Origin of the sequence: Microbacterium sp. Y-01 (genome assembly GCF_003856715.1) — a bacterium.
Taxonomy (GTDB): Bacteria; Actinomycetota; Actinomycetes; order Actinomycetales; family Microbacteriaceae; genus Microbacterium; species Microbacterium algeriense.
The window spans coordinates 204417-226037 of the sequence record NZ_CP024170.1; the positions used below are offsets into that span (position 1 = coordinate 204417).

Sequence of the window (21621 nt, forward strand, 5' to 3'; positions counted from 1 at the left end):
TCCCGCAACATCGGCTCCGCTGAACTGGAGGCATGACCGACACGACTCTCGCCCGACGCACTCTCGTTCCTCGGCTGCTCCTCGCCGGCATCTCCGCCCTGGCCGTGATCGGAGTCACGCTGGCCCCTCGTCAGCTGGTCGCGCCCGCCCGTTCCGCCTTCATGGATCTCGCGCACATGGTCAGTGCTTCGCTCCTGGCCTCCCTGACCCATGTCCAGGTGGAGGGCGCTCTCAACCTGATCCTCTTCGTTCCGCTCGGCGCGACGCTGGCGCTGCTGCTGCCGCGAGGCCTGTGGCCCTTGACCCCGGTGTTCGTCTTCGTCGTCTCCTTCGCCATCGAGAACGGGCAGGCGCTGATCCCCGGTCGGGTCCCCGATGGGCAGGACATCATCTGGAACACCGTCGGCGGTATCGTCGGAGCCTTCGTCGCCGGGGTGATCCGCGAGGTCCATCGCCGCGTGCGGCGCGCGGCTGAGGCCGATCAGCGCTCCGCGTGAGTGGCAGCCGGATCAGGCCATCGCGCCGGATCAGGCGCCCGTGTGGGGAAACTGCCTGATGCGGCGCGATGGCCTGATCTCGCGCTGGCCGGCGCGCAGGGTGGCGAGGGTCAGAGCCACCTCTTGTACTTGAACACTCCGAACAGGCCGATCGCGAAGGCGAGCATCGCGCCGATGGCCATCGGGTAACCGAAGGCCCAGTGCAGCTCGGGCATCACATCGAAGTTCATCCCGTACACCGTGCCGACCAGCGTCGGGGCGAAGATGATGGCCGCCCACGACGAGATCTTCTTGATCTCGTCGTTCTGCGCCAACCCGGCTTCGGTCTGCCGCCGGGCGACGAGCGCGGAGTGCACGGTCAGCGCGTTCTCGAGGATGGCCCGGAACGAGTCGACGCGCTCGTTGACACGGATCGTGTGGTCGAGCACGTCGCGCAACGAACGCTGCAGCTCCTCGTCGATGCGGTACTTCTCCGACCCGCGACGCAACCACTCCAGCATCCCGTTCAGCGGGTGCACCGCCCGCTGGAAGTTGATGACCTCGCGGGAGAGCTCGTAGATGCGCCGGGAGAGCGCGCTGTCGTCGTCTCCGTCGCCGAAGAGCTGATCCTCGATCTCGTCGATGTCGTTCAGCAGTCCCGCCACGATCGGCTCGTAGCCGTCGACGACCTCATCGAGGATCGCGTAGAGCACGGCCTCCGGTCCCATCGCGAGAAGTTCGGGGTGCGCCTCCATGCGGGCGCGCACGGCGGCGAGGTTCGGCGACTCGGCGTGCCGGATCGTCACCACGAAGTCGGGGCCGACGAAGAGGTGCAGCTCGCCGAACTCGATCGACTCCTCCTTGTCGCGATAGCGCGCCGGGCGCAGCACCGCGAAGAGGGTGTCGCCGTAGCGCTCCACCTTCGAGCGCTGGTGCCCGGAGAGCGCGTCCTCGACCGCGAGCGGATGCAGGTCGAATTCCCGCGCGACGGATGCGACCTCTTCGGGACTGGGTCGGTAGAGCCCGATCCAGGCGATGCCGCCGGCGGCATCCAGCATCCGGTAGGTCTCGTCCAGGTTCTTGGGGGTCTCCACGCGACGTCCGTGGACGTACACGCCGTTGTCGATGAGCGCCATGATGCGGCTCCGTTCTCGCAGGCGCACGGCAGCGGAGAGCGCCGTGCGCAGGATTCGTCAGGGGGCGGAGGACGCCGCCGACGGCTGCGGAGCATGACGTGCGGTCGCGGACCGAAGGGTCAACGTGAGAGCGCAGGGAGTCGCGACGCAGCGAGGGCGGCGTCGTTACTATCGTCGGACATCGCCATCACCGCCTTTCGGGACTCGTGCGGGCCGAACGGCCCGACGCCCCAGCATACTCCCGTCTGCTGACGGCTCCCTTCGCGTTCGCTCAGGAGACTGTCTGGTCAGAGGACGACGACGTCGCCTCCGCGCGCGGCGGACGCCTGCGCGGCCTTGACGATCTCGACCGTGCGGATCCCGACGCCCGCATCAGGCTGCGGCTGACGCTTCTCGCGCAGAGCACGCACGAACTCCTCGAGCAGCAGGGCGTCGAGGTCGGCGCCGACCGGGTTCCAGGTCTCGCCGTGCGCATCGTGTCCGGCGACGCCCTTCGCGAAGGGGCTGACGGTGACGGTGCCGCGCTCGGCGACCACCTGCAGCGTGACGCCGCCCCAGGTCGCCGAGCTCAGCGGCCAACTCCACGAGCAGTCGATGGTCGCGACCACGCCGCTGGGGTACTGGATCGTGACGAGTCCGCCCGTCTCCACAGCCAGCTCCTGCTGCGCGTGCAGGATGCTGTTCGACACCGCGCGCACGGACTGCGCCCGCTCGCCCAGCAGCTCGTCGAGCAGGTCGGCGCAGTGCACGACGTGATCGACCAGCGCACCGCCGCCGGCGAGCGCAGGGTCGGTGAACCACGCGCGGTCCTGGGGCAGCTTGCCGTTGTTGATGCCGGTGACGCCCAGGATGCGGCCGAGTCGACCGCTGCGCAGTTCGGCGATCGCGTCGCGGACCACGGGCGAGAACCGCACGGGATAGGCGACCATGAGGATCACGCCCGCGCGTTCGCAGGCCTCGCGCATCGCGATCGCATCCTCGACGGTGGTCGCCAGCGGCTTCTCGCACAGCACATGCACGCCAGCGGCGGCCGCGCGCTCGACGAGGCCGCGGTGTCGTGAGTTCTCCGCGGCGATGACGACGGCATCCGGTTTCCAGGCGAAGGCCTCGTCATAGGTCTCGACGTAGGCGACGCCGAGCTCGGCCGCGAGCGCCGCACCGCGCGGAGCGTCGTCCGGGGCGGTGGAGCCGTCGGGGTCGGCGGCGATCAGCTCGACCCCCGGCATCTGCTTCAGTGCATGCACGTAGCTGAGGGCGTGCGTGTGCGCGAACGACAGCACGGCGATGCGCAGCGGGGCGGGGGCGTTCATCGGGCGGCCTCCTCGGCATCGACGGGGGAGTGCGACACGGTCGTCGGCAGATCGACCGGAGCGCCGCCGGCGATCGAGGCGTAGGCGGCTTCGGCGACCGCGACCGCCTCGATCCCGTCGGCCGGGCTGACCCTGGCCTCCCGTCCGTCGCGGAGCGCCGCGACGAAGTCCGCGATCTCCGCGTAGTAGGGGCTCTCTTCCGGGGACATCGGCGGCAGGTAGTCGGTGTCGCCCTCGGGTACGACGGCGTCGGTGCGCAGGGCGTTGTCCTCGGCGCTGTCGTAGCGCAGGCGTCCTTCGGAGCCGGCGGCCTCGACGCTGGTCCGGAACGGCATGCCCGGGGCGACCCAGCTGGCGTGCAGGTGGCTGATGACGCCGTTGCGGTGGGTCAGCACCACGTGCGCGGTGACAGGGGCCGGCACGCGGTCGTCGACCGTCGGCGGATTCTGCACCGCGTAGACGGACGCGACGGGGCCGGCGAACCACACGGCCTGGTCGATGTCGTGGATCATCAGGTCGCGGATCACGCCTCCGCCCGCACGCTCCGAGAAGAACCAGGGCGTCTGCGGTGCGGACCCGGCGCGGCTGAAGCGCTGCACGGCGAGGGTGCCGATGCGTCCCGCCTCGATGCTCGCTTTGATCTGCGCGTACTCGCCCATGTAGCGCACCACGTGCGCGGGGAAGAGGCGCACGCCGGCGTCGGCTGCGGCCTGCGCGACCTCCGTGGCGGCCTCGGCGGTCGCGGCGAGCGGCTTCTCGCAGATCACGTCGCGTCCTCGTCGGATGGCCCGCAGGGCGAAGTCGGCGTGCGTGCTGCTCGGGGTGACGATGTCGACGATGTCGACCAGCTCGATGAGGGCGTCGACGTCGGTCACGAGCTCGAAACCGTACTCCTCGGCGATCTCCTCCGCCCCGGCGAGGGAGGTGACATACCCCTGCGCGCCGAGCGCCCGCCAGGCGTCGGCGTGCACGCGGGAGATGCCTCCAGCGCCGATGAGTCCGACCTTCAACGTGCTCACTTCTTCTCCTCGGTGTCGTCGCCCTCGGCGTGATCCGCTGTCGCGGGCTCATGCGGCAGCGGGGTGATCGGCGGGGCCGGCATGTCCTCGATGCCGTAGATCTCGGCGGCGTGGCGCTGGAACGCGTGCACGACCGCCCCGTGGGCTGCGGCCTCGGCCCCCAGGCGCGCTTCGGCGACCGGCACCTGGAATGGGAGGCCCAGGTGTCCTGGAAGCGCGGCGCGCAGCGGGTCGAGCAGCTGCTCGTGGGCGGCGGAGAGACCGCCGCCGATCACGATCATCGCCGGGTCCACCGTCATGGTGAGGGTCGCGATGCCGTGCGCGAGCTCGTCGATGAAGCCGTCGAGTTCGTGCTGCGCCTCCGGATCTCCGCCGCGCGCCTTCGCGAAGACCTCGGCGGCGGTCGGCGCCGTGCGCCAGGAGATCTGCCCTGTCTCGGTGTTCAGCCCGCGGAATGCGAGGCGCCCGATGTCTCCCGCGGCGTTGTGGATGCCCCGGCGCGGACGGCCGCCGAGGATCAGGCCCATCGCGATGCGGTTGCCGACCGAGAGGTAGATGACGTCGTCGACCAGCTGCGCGACCCCCAGATGGTGTTCCGCGACGGCTGCCAGACGAACGCCGTTGTCGACGGCGACGGGGCATCCGAACGCCTGCCGCAGCTGCGAGCCGATGTCGATCCCCGACCACTCGGGGATGACGACGGACGTGGTGACGCGGCCCGCGTCGTCGACGATGCCGGGGAGGGAGACGCCGACGGCACGGACGCGCGAGGCGGGGATCGAGACCTCGGCGAGTGTCCGCCGCACGTCGTCGATGACCGCGGCGAGCTTGGAGGCGCCGTCCGCGTGCTGGGCGACGCCGGGGTAGCTGCGCTGCGCGATCACGAGACCGGCCAGGTCGGCGAGCACGACGCGCACGCTCGCGACGCCGATGTCCACACCCACGACGGTTCCTGCGCCGGCGTGGAGCGAGTAGCGCCGGGCCGGGCGCCCCGCTCCGCCGCCGTTCTGCGCGGGGGCGTCGACGACCAGGCCGGACTCGCCGAGGGCGGCGACCGCGTTCTCCACGGAGGTGCGCGAGATCTCGAGCGAGCGGGCCAGCTCGTTGACGGTCGCGGGGCCGCCGTCACGCAGCTGGAGCGCGGATCGCGCGACGATCGAGAGCGGACCGGTCACGGCCATGTGCGGTCCTCCTTCCTCCGTCGTCGGGTGCGATCAAATTAGCACACCGAATTCTCAGATCAAGCTTTGATGTTGACGAACGGGAAACACGCCTGAAACACAGGTCTGCGAACTTGTACTTGACGAATTATCCCATTGCAGTGTCATAATGAACCGTACTCAGCACGGTATAAGCAAAGGAGCACCATGCGCGTCAGCAAGATCACCGGCGTCGTCGCGGGATTCGCGGCCGCCACCCTGTTGGCCGGATGTTCGGCCGGCGGAGGCAACACCGCAGAGGGTGAGCAGGACATCACGGTCTGGCTCTACCCCGTCATCGCCGACGAGGCGGTGCACAAGGACTTCTGGGACTCCACGATCGCGGAGTTCGAGAAGGAGAACGAGAACGTCAACGTCAAGTACGAGATCTTCCCGTGGGCGAACCGCGACGAGGCGCTGCAGACGGCCATCGCCGCCGGCAAGGGCCCCGACGTCGTCTACCTGATCCCCGACCAGCTCGCGGCGTACCAGAAGTCGATCGCACCCCTGAACGACCTGCTCAGCCAGGAGCGTCAGGACGATCTGCTCCCGAACGTCAAGGACTCGGTCACGATCGACGGCGACATCCTCGGTGCGCCGATCCTCACCAGCGCCCAGCCCCTCATCTGCAACGCCGCGGCGTTCGAGGCGGCCGGCGTCACCGAGTATCCCGAGACCTGGGACGACATCGTCGACATCGCGCCGAAGTTCACCGCCGCCGACATGTACGTGCTGAACTACCCGGCCTCCGCCGAGAACACCCTCAACCTGACCTTCTACCCGCTGCTGTGGCAGGCCGGTGGCCAGGTCTACGACGACGAGGGCCAGGTCGGCTTCGACAGCAAGGCCGGCGACGAGGCGCTCACCTTCATCACCGATCTCGCGAAGTCCGGCGCACTCGACCCCGAGGCGCTGACCACCAACGTCCCGCTCGAGCAGACCGCGATCGCCCAGGGCAAGGTCGCCTGCACCTGGAACAACGCCGTGACCGAGGTCGCGCCGTTCTGGGGCGAGGAGAACGTCAAGGTGCTCGCACCGCTCACCGACAAGGAGTCCGTCGCGTACGGCACCGTCGGCTCGCTGTCGGTGCTCAAGGGCTCCAAGGCGCAGGACGCCGCGGCGAAGTTCGCCGAGTTCGCCACCAGCGCCGACGTCGTCGAGCCCTACCTCACCGCCGCAGGCTACTTCTCGGCGCTGAGCACCACCGAGCCGCTGTACGCGGACGCGGACGACCCGCTGCTCGGCGAGGTCGAGAAGTACGTGCCCGACACCACCGTCGGCGAGCTCAGCAGCAGCTCCCGTGCGCTGATGGGCGTGCTCGCCCCGGAGATCCAGGCGGCGCTGCTGGGACAGAAGTCCCCGGCCGATGCGCTGAAGGACGCCGCGGCTGCCGCGGCTCCGCTGGTCCAGAAGTAAGCACCACCCCGGGGGCGTGCGATGAGCCGTCGCACGCCCCCCGTCTCTCTCCGCTCCCGACGTGAGGAATCGACAATGACGACGGCCACAACGGCGCCGAAGCCCGCAGGGCGCGTCACCCGGGTTCTCGCCCGACGGGAAGCCCGCGTGGCCTTCCTGTTCGTGCTCCCCGCCTTCCTGCTCTTCATCGCCTTCCGCTTCGGCCCGAGCATCGCCGGCGTCGCGCTGAGCTTCTTCGACTACGACATCTCCGGCGAGATCGCCTGGCGCGGGCTCGACCACTTCCAGCGCCTCGTCGCCGACCCGCTGTTCTGGCGCGCCCTCGGCACCACCGTGATCTACACCGTGCTGGCCGTGCCGATCGCCCTCGTGCTGTCCACCGTGATGGCCCTCGGGGTGCGCCGCGCCTTCCGCGGCGCGCGCTTCTTCCGGTCGATCTTCTTCCTGCCCGTCATCACGTCGCTGGTGCTCGCCGGCTCGATCTTCGTGTGGATCTTCTCCGCGAACGGACCCTGGTCCGCGCTCATGGCGCCTCTCGGACTCGGCGGCTCCTGGCTCGGCAGCACCGTCCTGGTCATCCCGGCGATCGTCGTGGTCGGCGTCTGGTCGCGCTTCGGCTACGGCATGATGATCATCATCGCCGCGCTGCAGGACGTGCCCCGTGAGCTCGAGGAGGCCGCGCTCGTCGACGGCGCCAACGCCTGGCAGCGCTTCCGGTGGATCATCTTCCCCTACCTGCGCCCCACGTTCTTCTTCCTCGCGGTGATCGAGACGACCGCCGCCTTCCAGGTCTTCGACGTCATCTACGTGATGACCCAGGGCGGCCCGGCCAACGCCAGCTACTCGCTCGTCTACCTGCTGTACGACCAGGGCTTCCGCTACTTCGACTACGGCTATGCGGCCGCCGTCGGCGTCGCCCTGTTCATCATGACCCTCGTGGTCGCCCTCATCCAGCGCCTCGTGATCGGAAAGCAGAAATGACCGCCCTGATCCAGCCGCCCACGCAGACCCCGCCGGCGACCGCGAAGCCGGCCGCCCGCCGCAACCGCTCCTTCCGGGCGCTCGAACCCACCCGCGGCGGCATCGTCCTGCGGTGGATCTGGCTGAGCATCGCCGGCATCCTGAGCTTCTTCCCGTTCTACGCCATGGTCGTCCTCAGCCTGAAGCCCGGCATGGTCGTGGAGCTGCCCGGCTCGCTGCTGCCCTGGACGGACATCTCCTTCGAGTCGTACGAGCAGGTGCTCGGCGGGCAGAACATCCTGGGCTGGCTGTTCAACACGCTCGTCTACTCGCTCGTGTCGGTCGTGGCCGTGCTGTTCCTCTCCGCGCTCGCCGGATACGCCTTCGCCAAGAAGCGCTTCCGCGGCAAGGAGGTCATGTTCTGGTCGTTCCTGGCGATGGTCATGGTGCCGTTCCACGTGACGCTGATCCCGACGTTCATCCTCATGGCGAACCTGGGCGGCATCGACACGTACTGGGGACTCATCCTGCCGACGCTCGCGAACGCGCAGGCGGTGTTCCTGATGCGTCAGTTCATCCAGGGGCTGCCGGACGAGCTGTTCGAGGCCGCCCGCATCGACGGCGCCGGCGAGTTCCGCATCTTCCTGCGGATCGTGCTGCCGCTGTGCAAGCCGATCCTCGCGACGCTGGGCATCTTCGTCTTCCTCTGGCACTGGAACGACTTCCTGTGGCCGCTCATCATCGCCAAGTCGAACTCGATGTTCACCCTCACCGTGGGCATCTCGTCGCTCCAGCAGCAGAACGTGCCGCTGAGCACCATGCTCGCCGGATCCGTCGTCGCTCTGCTGCCCATCTTCCTCGCGTATCTCATCGCTCAGCGGTACGTGCAGGAGGGTGTGACGGGCACAGGGATCAAGGGCTGAGAAGAAGGGAAAGCACCACATGACTCAGCACGCATTCACCTCCGAGGCGGAGCTCGAGGAGGCACTGGCCACGCCGAGCGACGGCCTCATCGCCGACCTCGCTCGCGGTTCCGGAGACCTCGTGATCCTCGGAGCCGGCGGGAAGATGGGCCCGACACTGGCGATGCTCGCCCGTCGCGGGATGGACGCCGCGGGGCGCGCCGACGACGCGGTGTACGCGGTCTCCCGCTTCGGCGACGCCGCCATCCGCGGGCGCCTGGAGGCCGCGGGCGTGACGGTCGTCCCGTTCGACCTGATCGAGAACGACGACTTCTCCACGCTGCCCGACGCCCCCAACGTCGTGTTCATGGTCGGCGCGAAGTTCGGCGCCGCGACCAACGCCTCCTGGGCATGGGAGGTCAACGCCGCCCTGCCCGACCGCGTCGCCCGCCGCTACCGCGACAGTGCGATCTCGGTGCTGTCGACCGGCAACGTCTACCCCTTCCTGCCTGCGTCGTCCGGAGGCGCCTCCGAAGAGGTGCAACCCGCGCCGATCGGCGAGTACGCGCAGTCGTGCCTCGGCCGCGAGCGCGTGTTCGAGTTCGGCGCACAGGAGCGCGGCACCAAGGTCGCGATCATCCGCCTGAACTACGCGGTCGACCTGCGCTACGGCGTGCTCGCCGACATCGGCAGCGCGGTGCATGCGGGTGAGCCCGTCTCCGTCGCCACCGCCAACGTCAACGTGATCTGGCAGGGCTACGCGAACGAGGTCGTGCTGCGCAGCCTCGTGCACGCCTCCACCGACCCGTTCGTGATCAACCTCACCGGCCCCGAGCTGCTGAGCGTCGCCTCGATCGCGCGGCGCTTCGGCGCCGTGTTCGGCCGCGAGGTCACGATCGTCGACGAGGAGCAGCCCACCGCACTGCTCAGTGACGCCCGCCGCTGCATGGCGCTGTTCGGCTACCCGTCCGTCTCGGCCGAGGAGCTCATCCACATGCAGGCCGGATGGATCCGCGACGGTCTGCCGATGATCGCGAAGCCCACCAAGTGGGCCGTGCGGGACGGGAAGTTCTGATGGCCGACGCCGCCGCACGCACCGCCACGGTGCCGACCCTGCGCCGCCCTGCAGCCGCCACCCTCGCCCGCGGCGCCGTGATCCCCGCGCACCCCCTCGCCCTCACCGCCGACCGCACGCTCGACGAGCGCCGCCAGCGCGCGCTGTCCCGCTACTACCTCGACGCGGGTGCCGGCGGACTGGCCGTCGGCGTGCACACGACGCAGTTCGAGATCCGCGACCCCGAGCACGCGCTGTTCGAGCCCGTGCTCGCGCTCGCCGCGGAGGAGATGGACGCCCGCGACGACCCGAGCCTCGTGCGCATCGCCGGGGTGGCCGGTGACACCGCGCAGGCCGTCGCCGAGGCGGAACTCGCCCGCTCGCTCGGCTATGACGCCGTGCTCGTGAGCCCGCGCGTCGCCGGTGCGGACGAAACGGCCCTTCTCGAGCGCGCCAGGGCCGTCGGCGAAGTGCTTCCGCTGGTCGGCTTCTACCTGCAGACCGCGATCGGCGGGCCCGTGCTCGACCGGGAGTTCTGGCGGGAGTTCGCCGCGATCCCCTCGGTCGTCGCCGTGAAGGCCGCCCCGTTCGACCGGTACCGCACGCTCGAACTCGTCCGCGGCGTGGCCGCCTCGGGTCGGGCCGACGAGATCGCCCTCTACACGGGCAACGACGATGCGATCGTCGCCGACCTGCTCTCGGAGTTCCACGTCGACTCCCCGTCCGGCCCCCGCACGCTGCGCTTCGTCGGCGGGCTGCTCGGCCAGTGGGCGGTCGGCACGCGGGCGGCGGTCGCGCTGCTCGAGCGGGCGCATCGGGCGATGGCGGGAGACGCGGAGGCCTACCGCGAGGTCGGACTGCTCGCCTCGGACATGGTCGACGTGAATCAGGCCGTGTTCGATCCGGGCAACGACTTCCACGGCGTGATCGCGGGCGTGCACGAGATGCTCCGCCAGCAGGGCCTGCTCGAGGGCACGTGGTGCCTCGACCCCGGGGAAGGGCTCTCGCCGGGGCAGGCCGACGAGATCACGCGGGTGCGCCGCGCCTACCCGGCCCTGAACGACGACGCCTTCGTCGCCGAGAACCTCGAGGCCTGGCTGCGATGAGCGGCGGGACGAGCGCTCCGACCATGGTCGCGGTCGTCTCGGCGGAGCTCTTCGCGGAGTTCTTCACCGCCGAGGACACGGAGCGGCTGCGGGCGGCGGCCGCGGCTCTGGGTGGGGCGTTCGTGCGCGTCGAACGGCTCGCGGACGCCGCGCTGGAGGAGGCGCGCGTCGTCATCACGAGCTGGGGCGTCGGTCCCTTCGACGAGGCGGTGCTCGCCACGCTGCCGAAGCTGGAGATCGTCGCGCACACCGGCGCGACGATCAAACCCTTCGCGACCGATGCGCTGTTCGACCGCGGCGTGCGCGTCACGCAGGCGGGGGCCGGGATGGCCCGGTCGGTCGCCGAGGTGTCGCTGACCTTCACCCTGGCGCTGCTGCACCGCGTACCCGAGATGCACGACGCGCTGCGCACGGGGGACGGCTGGTATGACGCCGAGACGGTCGGCGTGCAGCATGAGATCCTCGGAGCGCCCATCGCCGTGATCGGCGCCTCGCGCACCGGACGCGCCTACCTCGAACTGATCCGCGCCCTCGGCGCCGCACCGATGCTGGTCGATCCGACCCTCGATGAGGAGGCGGCCACCTCGCTCGGAGCCGAGCTCGTCCCGCTCGACGAAGCGCTGCGGCGCGCGCAGATCGTCGCGGTGCACGCCCCGACCCTGCCGGAGACGCATCACCTGATCGGTCGCCGCGAGCTCGCACGCATGCGCGACGGCGCGGGGCTCGTGAACACCGCGCGGTCCTGGCTGGTCGATGAGGCCGCCCTGATCGCGGAGCTGCGGTCGCGTCGGATCAGCGCCGCGATCGACGTGTTCGACGAGGAGCCGCTGCCCGCGGATCACCCCTTCCGGTCGGCGCCCCGCGTGCTGCTCACCCCGCACCGGGCGGCCGGCACCCGCGAAGGTCGGCTGCGTCAGGGCCGGATCGTCGCCGACGAGCTCGACGCCTTCGTGGTGGGGGCTCCGCTCGCGCACACCATCGACCGCGCCCAGCTGTCCTCGATGGCATGACCGCCGTCGTCGTGCGGTCGGCGCGCGCGGAGGATCAGTCCGCGCTGGCCGTGCTGTGGGCCGAAGCGTTCACCCCGCCGCTCGCCCCCGATCAGTGGCTCGTGGACGCCGACCGCCTGGCGCACACGCTCGTGGCCGAGGACGGCGACGGCGTGTGCGGCTCGATCTACGGGCTGCCGAAGCGGCTGCGGGAGTCCGATGGCGCCGTGGCCAGCGTGCACGCGATCGGCAGCGTCGCGGTCGCGGAGCGCGCACGGGGGAGAGGGCTCGCCCGCCGGCTCGTCTCGGCATCGCTGGAAACAGGCCGGGAGGCCGACTGGGCGCTGCTGTTCACCGGCACCCCCGAGGTGTATCGCTCCAGCGGCTTCACGTCGTTCGCGATGTCCCGCACGCTGGTCGGGCCGTGGTCGGCGGCGTCGGTCGTCGAGGCGGCTGCCGGGGCGATCCTCCGCGAGTCCGTGGGTCTCGGCAGTCTCGGCGCGGTGCACGACGTGTACGAGCGGTCCCGGTCGGGTCAGCTCGTGCTCGCCCCCGTGCGCAGCGACCGCGACTGGACCATGGCGGAGGTCCGGATGCGCGGCGCGACGCTGTACCGGCACGTCGAGGACGCTGCGGTGGTCGGCTATGCCATCGCCGAAGCGCGCGGCGGGGTTGGCCTGCTGCACGAGAGCGCCGTGCTGCCGGACGCGGTCGATCCGGTCGGGGTGCGTCGCGCCCTGCTCGGCGCCGTCGCGGCGGACTGGGCGTCCGCCGGAGTGCGGTCCTGCGACCTCGCCACCCCCGCGCTCGCGGAGGAGGAGGCCGCCGTGCAGGCCTTCGCGCCGGGCGCCGTGCGACAGCACGACCGCACCGGGATGAGCCGTCCGCTGCGACGGGAGCCCCGACTCGACGGCATCCGCCACTTCACGGCGGGCGACTACTTCTGAGCACCCGCTCGGAGGGCACTGGGGACTGGGGACTGATCGGAAACCGCGAGCCGGCCGGACGGCCGGATCGCCTGACCGCGGCGAAGGCGCCGCAAGGAGGATGAGCATGACCCAGCAGGAGATCACCGAGACCACTGCCGCCCTGCGCAGCAGGCGCATGCTGCTCGCCGGATTCGGCGCCGCAGCGCTCGGCGGTGTCGCCGCCGCGACCGCCTCGGCGCCCGCCCAGGCGGCCGGGCCCGCCGTATCCCAGGACGCCTCGGGCGGCAAGAACGTCGCGGTCGGCGGCACCGCGACCGACCTCGCCCAGCGCAAGGGCAAAGAGGGGGAGCTGGTCCGCACCACGGGCTACGGCGCGGCGGGCGACGGCGGCGACGGGCTCTACCGCTTCGTGAAGAAGGACGCTCCGGCCGCGAACGGCGGCACCGTGCTCGCGGCTCCGAAGGGCGGGGCCTGGGTGCTGGTGCACCAGGGTGTCCTCGACTTCCGGATGTTCGGCATCCGGGACGCGAGCGTGAACGCCGACGACGCCCTCGACGCGATGGTGAACGACCCGAGCGTCCACCGCGTCGAAGCGCACAGCGACCTCAACTTCGTCCGCCGGCACAAGTTCACGCGGTCGAACATCGCATTCGACTTCGGCGGTCACCTCATGACGACCGAGGGGATCGAGAACGCCGGGAAGGACGACCCGTTCGCCGCGGTCATGTTCTTCCGCGGCGAGGTGACCGATGCCGTGCAGGAGGCGAAGCTCGGCGAGGTCGTGCCCGACCTCGGCGACATCTTCCCCGTGGCGGACTCCTCGTTCTTCGCGGTCGGGGACTGGTACGCCGCCGAGGTGAACGCGCTGTCGGGTCGCTGGGAGCGCGAGCTGCAGCGGATGGTGCAGGTGACGCAGATCGTCGACGGCACGCACATCCGCATCAACTACAAGAACGGCTGGCCGCTCGGCAAGGACCGCACCATGACCTGGCGCCGGGTCGTGCCCGTGCAGGACGTGACGGTGTCGAACCTGAAGTTCCTCGGCACGGGCACCGACGAGTACACCGGCTCACACCCGCTGGCGTTCGAATACGCGGTGCGCTGCGACGTCGACCACATCGACGGCACCGGCACGTTCTGGCCGCTCATCCAGCGCCGCTGGAACACCTACTACTCGACCGTGAGCTGCACGCTGAAGAACCCGACGTCGGTCACCTGGGGCGGAGCGGGCTACCTGACGCAGCAGATCTACTGCCTCTACGGCTACGTCGCCAACTGCCACACCGCGAACTCCCGGCACCTGAACGACTTCACCGCGAGCGCCTACTGCCTCGTCGAGAACTGCCACGGCGACGGCGACGACCAGGGGCCGTTCGTCACGCACGGCCAGTACGAGCACGACCTCACCTACACCGGCAACTCGGGCCTCATGACGTTCGCGAACTCCGGGGCGGCATGGGGTTCGGCGGCCAAGCGCATCACCGTCCGCAAGCACGTGTGCTCGTGGTTCGTGGCGCGCGTGCGCATCACCGACCTCACCCTCGAAGACGTGCAGGTCATCGGCAAGCCGTCGCTCGCGGGCTCCGGGATGCTGTGGATCAATGCGGACGGCGCGCAGCTGCGGGGGTGCACCGCATCCGACACGCTCATCATCACGCAGGCCAGCGACAACTCGTCTCGTCCGACGATCATCGCCGACTCGCACTTCACCTTCGTGGCTCCCGGCGAGCTCACCAACGCCACGGTGAAGACACCGGTCACTTTCGTCGACACCGTGCTCGATCGGGTGGGCGGGATGAAGATCACCGGAGCGGGTGCGGTGACCTTCCGCGGCTCGACCCTGATCGGCGCCGACGACGCGGCCCCCGTCACCTCGTCCTCTGAGCGACTGCGGTTCGAGGGGTCGACGCTCCGCAACGCGCGCATCGTCGCCGCGCGGACAGAGCGGCAGACGGTCGAGGTGGCCGGATCCGACGTGGCGATCAAGGGGGGGGCGGGCATCGCGAGGACGGGCGACGGCGAGCTGCACCTGACCCTGAGCGACAGCACCTTCCGGGCCGAGGGGTCTGCCACGCACGTCTCGATCACGAAGGGCGCGACCCACTACCGTGCGGTCGGCAACCGCTTCGAAGGAGGAGCGCTCGAGCTGGCGGATGCCGCGTTCGGCACGTCATCCACGCTGCTGCACTCCGCCAACGTGGAGTCCGGCGTCACCCGCACGGCTTTCCCCGCCGAGGGCGCTCGCGTCGTCGACACCGCCAACCTCGCCCTCTGACCCCCGCCCGTGTCCCTCTCCCTGGTGCGAGTGCACGGGATCCTGACGAGTGCACGGCTTCTCGACGTGACGAAGCCGTGCACTCGGCGAGAACCCGTGCACCCGGCCGGGGTGCGGGGGGTGCGGGAGCTAGGGGGTCGGGATGCCGACGAGCTCGGCGCTGCGCTGCCAGAGGGCCTCGGCGAGGGCGGCGTCGTGCACCTGCGGGTTCACGCGCGAGGTGAGGACGCGTTCGTCGTAGTACGCCCCCGAGATCCAGGTCTCGCCCGGAGTGCCCTCGATGAACCACCGCAGGGTCGCACCGCCCTTGTCCGGGCCGATCAGCAGCAGGCGGCGCAACGGAGTCCGGTACACGAGGCGCATGATGCTCGAGGAGTCCGAGGCGAAGTTGGTCTGCACGGTGCCGGGGTGGAACGCCACGGCGCTGAGCCCCTGCGCGTGGAACCTCTCATGCAGGCTCTCGGCGAACAGCACGTTGGCGAGTTTCGCGTCGCCGTAGGCCTTGTTCGGGCTGAAGCGGCGCGCGTTGTCGAGGTCGTCCACGTCGATGTGCCCGAACAGGCGGTGGGCGACGCTCGAGGTGTTGATCACGGCACCGCCGGCCCGCAGCAGCGCGGGCAGCAGCAGGTTCGTGAGCAGGAACGGTGCCAGGTGGTTGACCTGCATCGTCTTCTCGAACCCGTCCACGGTCGGGGTCCGGTCGCCGAAGATGCCCCCGGCGTTGTTGGCCAGCACGTCGATGCCGGTGTCCCCCACGGCGTCGGCGATCCTCGCGGCCAGGGTTCGCACGCCGTCGAGGCGGGCGAAGTCGGCGGTGAACCACTCGGATCCGGTCTCCTCGGCCACGGCACGGGTCTTCTCGACGGAGCGGCCGACCAGGAGGAGACGGTGCGGCGAATCCGCGAGCTGGCGGGCGGCGGCCGCGCCGATGCCGTCGGAGGCGCCGGTGAGGATGATGGTCTTCGCGGACACGGCGGGTCACTCCCCCGCGGAGGACGGCGTGATGCGCTGCACGGCTCTGGTCACATGTTCCGCGATCACGGCACGGGCCTGGTCGGGGTCTCCGCTGGCGATGGCGTCCACGATCTGCTGATGGCTGCGCACATGCTCCTCCTGCTCTGCGGGGTCGAGGGCCGAGTTCGCCGCCTGGATGAAGCCCGTGATGCGGCCGCGCAGCTGCGCGCTGAGCTCGTCGAGGAAGCGATGTTCGGCGAGGTCCGCGAGTGTCTCGTGGAACAGCCTGTCCTGTCGCAGCACTTCGGCGACGTCGCCGGGAGCCGCGTCGGACATCGCCTGGATGATCGCACCGAGCCGCACGGCGGACTCCTCGTTCCACCGTTCCTGCACCCGGATGGCCATGAACTGCTCGAGGACGATCCGCAGGCTCGAGATCTCCTCGAGGTCCTGCGCCGTGAGCTCGGCGACACGGGCGCCGCGGCGGGGTTCGCGCGTGATCAGCCGTTCTTCGGCCAGTCGGGTCAGGGCCTCCCGCACCGGGATGTGGCTGACGCCGAGGCGATCCGCGAGCTTCCGCTCGACCAGCCGCTCGCCCGGGGCGAGCTCTCCCGAATGGATGGCTGCGCGCAGCTCGTCGGCGACCTGTTCGGCGATGTTCTGATCCGAGACGCTGCGCATCCGTGTGCCCTCCTCGATCCGCGGCGCGTTTCACCTGTCGGCCGGGCGGAATCGTTCGCTCGATGCTATGGCATTTTCACAAACGCTGGACACTGTGGAGCATTTGCTAGATGCTATAGCAAAGCGGTCCCCTCGAGCGATGACGAAGGAGTTTTCATGTCCGGCACCGGCACCACCCCCGACACCCGCACCGCGGACCAGGTCGGCGCATCCGCCATGAAGAAGGCGATCTGGCGGCTCGGCCCCTTCCTCGGCCTGCTCTACCTCGTCGCCTACATCGACCGGAACAACGCCGGCTTCGCGAAGCTGGAGATGACGGCCGCTCTGCAGATCACGGAGGCCGCGTTCGGCTTCGCCGCCGGCATCTTCTTCATCGGATACCTGCTGTTCGAAGTGCCGAGCAACCTGCTGCTGGAGAGGTTCGGCGCCCGCAAGTGGATCGCCCGGATCATGATCTCCTGGGGCATCGTGGCCGCCCTCACCGCGTTCGTGCAGGATGCGACGCAGTTCGCCATCGCCCGCTTCGTCCTCGGCATCGCGGAGGCCGGGTTCTTCCCCGGTGTGCTGCTCTATCTCACGCTCTGGTTCCCGCGGCAGTACCGCACCCAGGTGCTCGCGGTGTTCGTGCTCTCGAACCCGATCGCGAACGCGGTGGCTGCACCGCTGTCGGGCTGGATGCTCGAGCTGCACGGACTGTGGGGGCTCGACGGCTGGCAGCTCGTGTTCCTCCTGCAGGGCGTTCCGGCCGTGCTCCTCGCGTTCGTGGTGTTCTTCTGGCTTCCCGACCGCCCGCAGGATGCGCGTTGGCTCGATCGCGCGGAACAGCGCTGGATCAGCGACACCCTGGCCGCCGAGACCGCAGCCACCGAGCAGAAGCACGGGCGCCTGCGGCTGCGCGAGGTGTTCAGCAACGGTCGCCTGTGGACGCTCATCGTGCTCTTCTTCGGCGTCGTGTTCGGCGCCTACGGACTGGGCATGTGGCTGCCGACGATCGTGAAGAGCATGGGCGACTTCTCCAACTCGACCACGGGCTGGCTCGTCGCTTTGCCGAACCTGTGCGCGGCGCTCGTGATGCTGCCGTGGGAACGCGCCGCGCGGAAGCAGGGCAACATCCCGCTGCAGATCGGCATCACGCTCACCATCACCGCTCTGTCGCTGATGGCGGCGGTCGCGGCGCAGGACACCCCGATCCTGGCGCTCATCGCCCTGTGCATCGGCATGTCGGCGCTGTTCTCCACGACGCCCCTGTTCTGGAGCCTCCCGCCCATGGTGCTCACGGGCACTGCGGCCGCCGCCGGGTTGGCGTTCATCAACTCGGTCGGCAACCTCGCCGGCTTCGCGGGCCCCTACGCGATCGGCTGGATCAGCCAGACCACGGGCTCGGCGATCTGGGGACTGCTCCTGATCGCGGCGCTCACTCTCCTCGGCGCGACCATCGCCTTCGTGCTGAGCCGGCGCGCGGACTTCACGGTTCCCGCCGAGGTGCAGCTGTCCGCGGACGCGGCGTCCACGGTGCGATGACGGAAGGAGTGGATATGACCGACACCTCGACCACGACGGATCCACCTGCGGGGACGACCTCCCCGGACGCGGCCACGGGCGTGCGCTCCTCCGGTCGCCGCGCCCTCATGGCAGGACTCGGGGCGGTCGCCCTCGGCACGGCCGGCGCGATCGCGAGCACGGCACCGGCGCAGGCCGCTCCCGTCGCCACCGGCGCCAAGGACGTCACGCGAGCGGAGTCCGTCGCCGATCTGGCCCGTCTCCGCGCGCGCGACGGCGAGGTCGCGATCGTGGCCGGCTATCGGGAGCCCGGAGACGCGGGACTCCTCGTGTACGTGGGGAGCGAGGACGGCGAGCTCGCAGCCAACGGGGGCACGGTGATCGGCGGGAAGCACGGCACCCGCTGGATCCTGCAGCACGACGGGACGGTCGACTTCCGGGTCTTCGGCATCACGGGTCCGGAGAAGCCGGCCGACGATGCGCTCGCCGCGATGGTGAACGACCCCCGCATCCGACGGATCCAGGCGAGCACGGATCTGCTGTTCCGGCGACGGCACCGCTTCACGCGGTCCCACCTCGAGATCGACTTCGGCGGTCATCTCCTCACGACGGACGGGATCGAGCAGAACACGCACGACAACCCGTTCGGGGCGGTCATGTTCTTCACCGGAGTGTCGAAGGACGTCGTGGTCGAGCATGCGCTGGCCGAGGCCTGGCCCGAGCTGACGGACGCCGTGGCCGTGCCCGATGCGTCGCGCTTCCCCGTCGACTCCTGGTGGGCGGTGCAGTGCGACCCCGTCGCCGGTGGCGGGGCGGATGAGCGCGAGCTGCAGCGGTTCGTGCAGGTGACGCAGCAGATCGACGCGCACCACATCCGGATCGACTACCTCAACGGGTGGCCGCTGGACAAGGGGCGCAAGCTCAGCTGGCGGCAGATGGAACCGGTCGCGGGCGTCCGCATCGCGAACATGCGGTTCCTCGGCGCCGGACCCTTCGACGGTCCGACCGACGGCTCCTTCCCCGACTCGCGGGAGCTCACCGGATCGCACCCGATCGCGTTCGAGTACGCGATCCACTGCGACGTCGCCGACGTGCATGCGAGCCGCACCTGGTGGCCCGTCATCATGCGGCGCTGGAACACGCACTTCACGACGGAACGCTGCTCAGTCGAGAACCCGCCGACCGTGTTCTACGGGGGTGCGGGCTACCTCACGCAGCAGATCTACAGCCTCTACGGCCGGGTGAGCGACTGCACGTCGTCGAACGCCAGGCACCTGAACGACCTCACCGCCAGCGCCTACTGCCTCGTCGAGAACTGCCACGGCGACGGCGACGACCAGGGCGGCAACCCCTTCACCACGCACGGGCAGTACGAGCACGACCTCACCTTCATCGGCAACTCCGGGCTCATGGACATCGCCAACTCCGGGGCGCAGTGGGGCACGTCCGCCAAGCGCATCACGGTGCGCGACCACGTCTGCTCGTGGTTCGTCGCCGGCACGAAGATCACCGATCTGACGCTGGAGAACGTGCGCGTGATCGGCCGCTCGACCTTCGATCCGCAGGCGACCATGACCATCAACGCCGACGGCGCGCAGGTGCGAGGGTGCACCGCGGGACTTCTGGCGATCGGACAGCGGTCGCAGCGCTCATCGCGGCCGACCGTCATCCAGGACTCCACCTTCGCGCTGCCCAAGGATCAGGTGCTGGTGCAGACCCCGGTCACGGCCACCGTCCGCTTCGTCGACTGCACCATCACCGGGATCGACGGCGTGAAGGCGCGGGGGTCTGGGCCGGTCGAGTTCGTGGACTGCCGCCTCAGCGGCCCGGCGGCGGCCGCGCCCTTCGAGATCGGCGCCTCCCGGTTGACCATCCGCGGCGGCTCGGTGCGCGACGTGCGGCTGACCGCGACCGCGGCCCGCGACCAGCTCGTCACGCTGGACGGCGTCGAGCTCGGCACGGAGCGCGCGGACGGAGCCCTGCTCACCCGCGCGGCCGGTGGGGTCATCACCTGGCGCGTGAACGGCGTGACCTCGACGGTGCCGAAGGGCGCGGCGCACCTCGACATCGGGACGGGGATCAACCACGCCCGCGTCACCGGCAGCCAGTTCGTCGGCGGAGGACTGCGGCTGGCGGACGGGTTCGCGGACGCGTCCACCCTGCTCTACACCGACAACGTCGAGCGCGGCGTCGAGACCGTGCTGCCCGCGGCCGGCGACCGCGTGCTGATCGCCGACGTGCTGACGAGCGCCTGAGCCGCGGCATGGAGAACAGGAAGGACCCCTCGTGAACGACACGGCACCGGCCACGCGCCTCGGAGACCGCATCCGCATCCCGCGCACCCGGGCGCGCATCGGTGTCGCCCGGCGCGACATCACGCCGCCCGTCGGCATCCGCGCCAAGAACTGGGGGCCGGCCGACTGGGAGCGGTCCGAGGGCGCGCACCGGCCGTTCGAGCTGACCGCGCTCGCCGTCATCGCCTCGGATGAGCGCCCACGCCTGCTGCTCGCGGTGGACGGCACATGGTGGCGCAGGGTCGCGGATGAACAGGGAGTGCGCGGGGCGATCCTCGACGGTCTCGGCCTCGAGCCCGACCAGCTGATGCTGTCGCTCTCCCATACGCATGCGGGCGCGGTGCTGTGCGCGGCGGATGCACATCTGCCGGGTGGCGAGCTCATCCCCGGGTACCTCGAGGCCCTGGCCGCGGCCGGTATCGCGGCCGGGCGCGAGGCGCTGGAGACCGCGCGACCGGGACTGATCGAGTGGACCACGGGCAGCTGCACCCTCGCGGCGGAACGCGAGCTCGACCTCGACGGCCGCGCCCTCGTGGGGTTCAATCCGCAGGGCACGGCCGACGACACCGTCACGATCGGCCGGATCAGCCTCGACGGCGACGTGCGGGCGACGCTGGTGAACTACGCCTGCCATCCGACGACCCTGGCCTGGCAGCACCGGGAGGTGTCGCCGGACTACGTCGGCGCGATGCGCGAGATCGTCGAGGCGGCCACGGGCGCTCCGTGCCTGTTCCTGCAGGGAGCGTCGGGAGAGCTGGCCCCGCGGGAGCAGTACACAGGCGACGTCGCGGTGGCCGACCGCCACGGGCGCTCCCTCGGACACGCGGTGCTCGCCGCGCTGGACGCCCTGCCGCAGCCGGGGGAGGAGCTGACGCTGGACGGCGTCGTCGAGTCGGGGGCACCGCTCGCGATGTGGACCGGAGCTCCGGCGGACGGCGGCGAAGGTGCAGCAGGGATCGTGTCCGCGGTCGAACTGCCGCTGCGCGACCTGCCCACCCTGGACGAGCTCGCCGCGGAGTGGAAGGACATCGATCCGCGGTCGCGCGAGGAGCGTCTCGGGCGTGCCCGCAACCTCCGTGACGGCTACATCGACGGCCCGACCGTGCAGCATCCGGTCTGGGCCTGGCGGCTGGGCGACGCGGTGATCGTGGGGCATCCGGGCGAGGCTTACTCCCGGCTGCAGACGACCCTGCGGGAGCGGTTCCCCGGCACACCGATCGTGGTGATGAACCTCACGAACGGCCCGGGTTTCGTGTACCTCCCGACCCGCGAGGCCTACGACCGCGGGGCCTACCAGTCCTGGCAGACCCCCCTGGCTCCCGGCGCCCTGGAGCTTCTGGAGTCCCACGCGGTCTCTCTGGTCGCCGGACTCATCTGACCCCGCTCCGGTCGCGATATTCCAGGGATTTCGGGCCCATTTG

At 70.3% G+C, this 21621-nt stretch carries 18 protein-coding genes; 12 read left to right on the top strand and 6 right to left on the bottom strand.

Annotation, left to right across the window (positions count from 1 at the left end; genetic code table 11):
* Positions 1-32 precede the first annotated feature (32 nt).
* A complete protein-coding gene (locus CSX12_RS00955) occupies positions 33-497 on the top strand; it encodes a VanZ family protein (protein WP_124894534.1) in 465 nt (154 codons plus the stop codon).
* Between the two features lie 110 nt (positions 498-607).
* On the opposite strand, the gene CSX12_RS00960 is transcribed toward CSX12_RS00955, so the two are convergent.
* The 4 genes from CSX12_RS00960 to CSX12_RS00975 all read right to left on the bottom strand — a co-directional run bounded on the left by CSX12_RS00960 (position 608) and on the right by CSX12_RS00975 (position 5122).
* On the bottom strand, positions 608-1612 hold the full coding sequence (locus CSX12_RS00960; protein ID WP_017203002.1) for a magnesium and cobalt transport protein CorA: 1005 nt from the start codon (positions 1610-1612) through the stop codon (positions 608-610).
* A gap of 287 nt (positions 1613-1899) precedes the next feature.
* Positions 1900-2922: a Gfo/Idh/MocA family oxidoreductase gene (locus CSX12_RS00965; protein ID WP_017203001.1), complete on the bottom strand. Its 1023-nt coding sequence runs from the start codon at positions 2920-2922 to the stop codon at positions 1900-1902.
* Complete coding sequence (locus tag CSX12_RS00970) at positions 2919-3941, bottom strand: Gfo/Idh/MocA family oxidoreductase (RefSeq protein WP_124894535.1); 1023 nt, start codon at positions 3939-3941, stop codon at positions 2919-2921. The genes CSX12_RS00965 and CSX12_RS00970 overlap by 4 nt, the downstream gene beginning before the upstream one ends.
* On the bottom strand, positions 3938-5122 hold the full coding sequence (locus CSX12_RS00975) for an ROK family transcriptional regulator (RefSeq protein WP_124894536.1): 1185 nt from the start codon (positions 5120-5122) through the stop codon (positions 3938-3940). Before CSX12_RS00975 ends, CSX12_RS00970 begins: the two co-directional genes overlap by 4 nt.
* A gap of 186 nt (positions 5123-5308) precedes the next feature.
* Between CSX12_RS00975 and CSX12_RS00980 the strand changes: the two genes are divergently transcribed.
* The 8 genes from CSX12_RS00980 (at position 5309) to CSX12_RS01015 (ending at position 14771) form a co-directional block, all read left to right on the top strand.
* Positions 5309-6556 carry a sugar ABC transporter substrate-binding protein gene (locus CSX12_RS00980; protein ID WP_124894537.1) on the top strand — a complete coding sequence of 416 codons (1248 nt, stop codon included), beginning with the start codon at positions 5309-5311 and terminating at the stop codon, positions 6554-6556.
* A 75-nt stretch (positions 6557-6631) separates the two neighbouring features.
* Positions 6632-7537: a sugar ABC transporter permease gene (locus CSX12_RS00985; RefSeq protein WP_017202997.1), complete on the top strand. Its 906-nt coding sequence runs from the start codon at positions 6632-6634 to the stop codon at positions 7535-7537.
* Positions 7534-8439 carry a carbohydrate ABC transporter permease gene (locus tag CSX12_RS00990; protein WP_017202996.1) on the top strand — a complete coding sequence of 302 codons (906 nt, stop codon included), beginning with the start codon at positions 7534-7536 and terminating at the stop codon, positions 8437-8439. Before CSX12_RS00985 ends, CSX12_RS00990 begins: the two co-directional genes overlap by 4 nt.
* 19 nt (positions 8440-8458) lie before the next feature.
* Positions 8459-9493, top strand: a complete 1035-nt coding sequence (locus CSX12_RS00995) for an epimerase (protein WP_124894538.1) — start codon at positions 8459-8461, stop codon at positions 9491-9493.
* The gene (locus CSX12_RS01000) at positions 9493-10578 is read left to right on the top strand and encodes a dihydrodipicolinate synthase family protein (protein ID WP_124894539.1); all 1086 of its coding nucleotides are present in this window, start codon (positions 9493-9495) and stop codon (positions 10576-10578) included. The genes CSX12_RS00995 and CSX12_RS01000 overlap by 1 nt, the downstream gene beginning before the upstream one ends.
* Positions 10575-11588, top strand: coding sequence for a hydroxyacid dehydrogenase (locus CSX12_RS01005; RefSeq protein WP_124894540.1), 1014 nt, complete (start codon positions 10575-10577; stop codon positions 11586-11588). Before CSX12_RS01000 ends, CSX12_RS01005 begins: the two co-directional genes overlap by 4 nt.
* Complete coding sequence (locus CSX12_RS01010) at positions 11585-12514, top strand: GNAT family N-acetyltransferase (RefSeq protein WP_124894541.1); 930 nt, start codon at positions 11585-11587, stop codon at positions 12512-12514. The genes CSX12_RS01005 and CSX12_RS01010 overlap by 4 nt, the downstream gene beginning before the upstream one ends.
* A 106-nt stretch (positions 12515-12620) precedes the next feature.
* Entirely contained in the window at positions 12621-14771 is a 2151-nt protein-coding gene (locus tag CSX12_RS01015) for a peptidase C14 (RefSeq protein ID WP_124894542.1), read from the top strand.
* Positions 14772-14900: 129 nt separating this feature from the next.
* Here the strand turns inward: CSX12_RS01015 and CSX12_RS01020 are convergent, their stop codons facing one another.
* A complete protein-coding gene (locus CSX12_RS01020; protein WP_124894543.1) occupies positions 14901-15743 on the bottom strand; it encodes an SDR family NAD(P)-dependent oxidoreductase in 843 nt (280 codons plus the stop codon).
* 6 nt (positions 15744-15749) lie between these two features.
* A complete protein-coding gene (locus CSX12_RS01025; RefSeq protein ID WP_017202989.1) occupies positions 15750-16406 on the bottom strand; it encodes a GntR family transcriptional regulator in 657 nt (218 codons plus the stop codon).
* A 156-nt stretch (positions 16407-16562) separates the two neighbouring features.
* Here CSX12_RS01025 and CSX12_RS01030 point away from each other — a divergent pair, with 156 nt between their 5' ends.
* From CSX12_RS01030 to CSX12_RS01040, 3 genes are read left to right on the top strand one after another with little or no spacing between them, the layout of a single operon-like run.
* Positions 16563-17927, top strand: coding sequence for an MFS transporter (locus tag CSX12_RS01030; protein ID WP_124894544.1), 1365 nt, complete (start codon positions 16563-16565; stop codon positions 17925-17927).
* A gap of 14 nt (positions 17928-17941) precedes the next feature.
* Positions 17942-20161 carry a DUF4148 domain-containing protein gene (locus CSX12_RS01035; protein ID WP_241160527.1) on the top strand — a complete coding sequence of 740 codons (2220 nt, stop codon included), beginning with the start codon at positions 17942-17944 and terminating at the stop codon, positions 20159-20161.
* A gap of 31 nt (positions 20162-20192) precedes the next feature.
* Positions 20193-21578, top strand: coding sequence for a hypothetical protein (locus CSX12_RS01040; protein WP_124894545.1), 1386 nt, complete (start codon positions 20193-20195; stop codon positions 21576-21578).
* Positions 21579-21621 lie beyond the last annotated feature (43 nt).

Coding starts and splice junctions, on each gene's coding strand:
- CSX12_RS00955 (WP_124894534.1), top strand. CDS start 33: ATGACCGACACGACTCTCGCCCGACGCACTCTCGTTCCTCGGCTGCTC.
- CSX12_RS00960 (WP_017203002.1), bottom strand. CDS start 1,612: ATGGCGCTCATCGACAACGGCGTGTACGTCCACGGACGTCGCGTGGAG.
- CSX12_RS00965 (WP_017203001.1), bottom strand. CDS start 2,922: ATGAACGCCCCCGCCCCGCTGCGCATCGCCGTGCTGTCGTTCGCGCAC.
- CSX12_RS00975 (WP_124894536.1), bottom strand. CDS start 5,122: ATGGCCGTGACCGGTCCGCTCTCGATCGTCGCGCGATCCGCGCTCCAG.
- CSX12_RS00980 (WP_124894537.1), top strand. CDS start 5,309: ATGCGCGTCAGCAAGATCACCGGCGTCGTCGCGGGATTCGCGGCCGCC.
- CSX12_RS00985 (WP_017202997.1), top strand. CDS start 6,632: ATGACGACGGCCACAACGGCGCCGAAGCCCGCAGGGCGCGTCACCCGG.
- CSX12_RS00990 (WP_017202996.1), top strand. CDS start 7,534: ATGACCGCCCTGATCCAGCCGCCCACGCAGACCCCGCCGGCGACCGCG.
- CSX12_RS00995 (WP_124894538.1), top strand. CDS start 8,459: ATGACTCAGCACGCATTCACCTCCGAGGCGGAGCTCGAGGAGGCACTG.
- CSX12_RS01000 (WP_124894539.1), top strand. CDS start 9,493: ATGGCCGACGCCGCCGCACGCACCGCCACGGTGCCGACCCTGCGCCGC.
- CSX12_RS01005 (WP_124894540.1), top strand. CDS start 10,575: ATGAGCGGCGGGACGAGCGCTCCGACCATGGTCGCGGTCGTCTCGGCG.
- CSX12_RS01010 (WP_124894541.1), top strand. CDS start 11,585: ATGACCGCCGTCGTCGTGCGGTCGGCGCGCGCGGAGGATCAGTCCGCG.
- CSX12_RS01015 (WP_124894542.1), top strand. CDS start 12,621: ATGACCCAGCAGGAGATCACCGAGACCACTGCCGCCCTGCGCAGCAGG.
- CSX12_RS01025 (WP_017202989.1), bottom strand. CDS start 16,406: ATGCGCAGCGTCTCGGATCAGAACATCGCCGAACAGGTCGCCGACGAG.
- CSX12_RS01030 (WP_124894544.1), top strand. CDS start 16,563: ATGTCCGGCACCGGCACCACCCCCGACACCCGCACCGCGGACCAGGTC.
- CSX12_RS01035 (WP_241160527.1), top strand. CDS start 17,942: ATGACCGACACCTCGACCACGACGGATCCACCTGCGGGGACGACCTCC.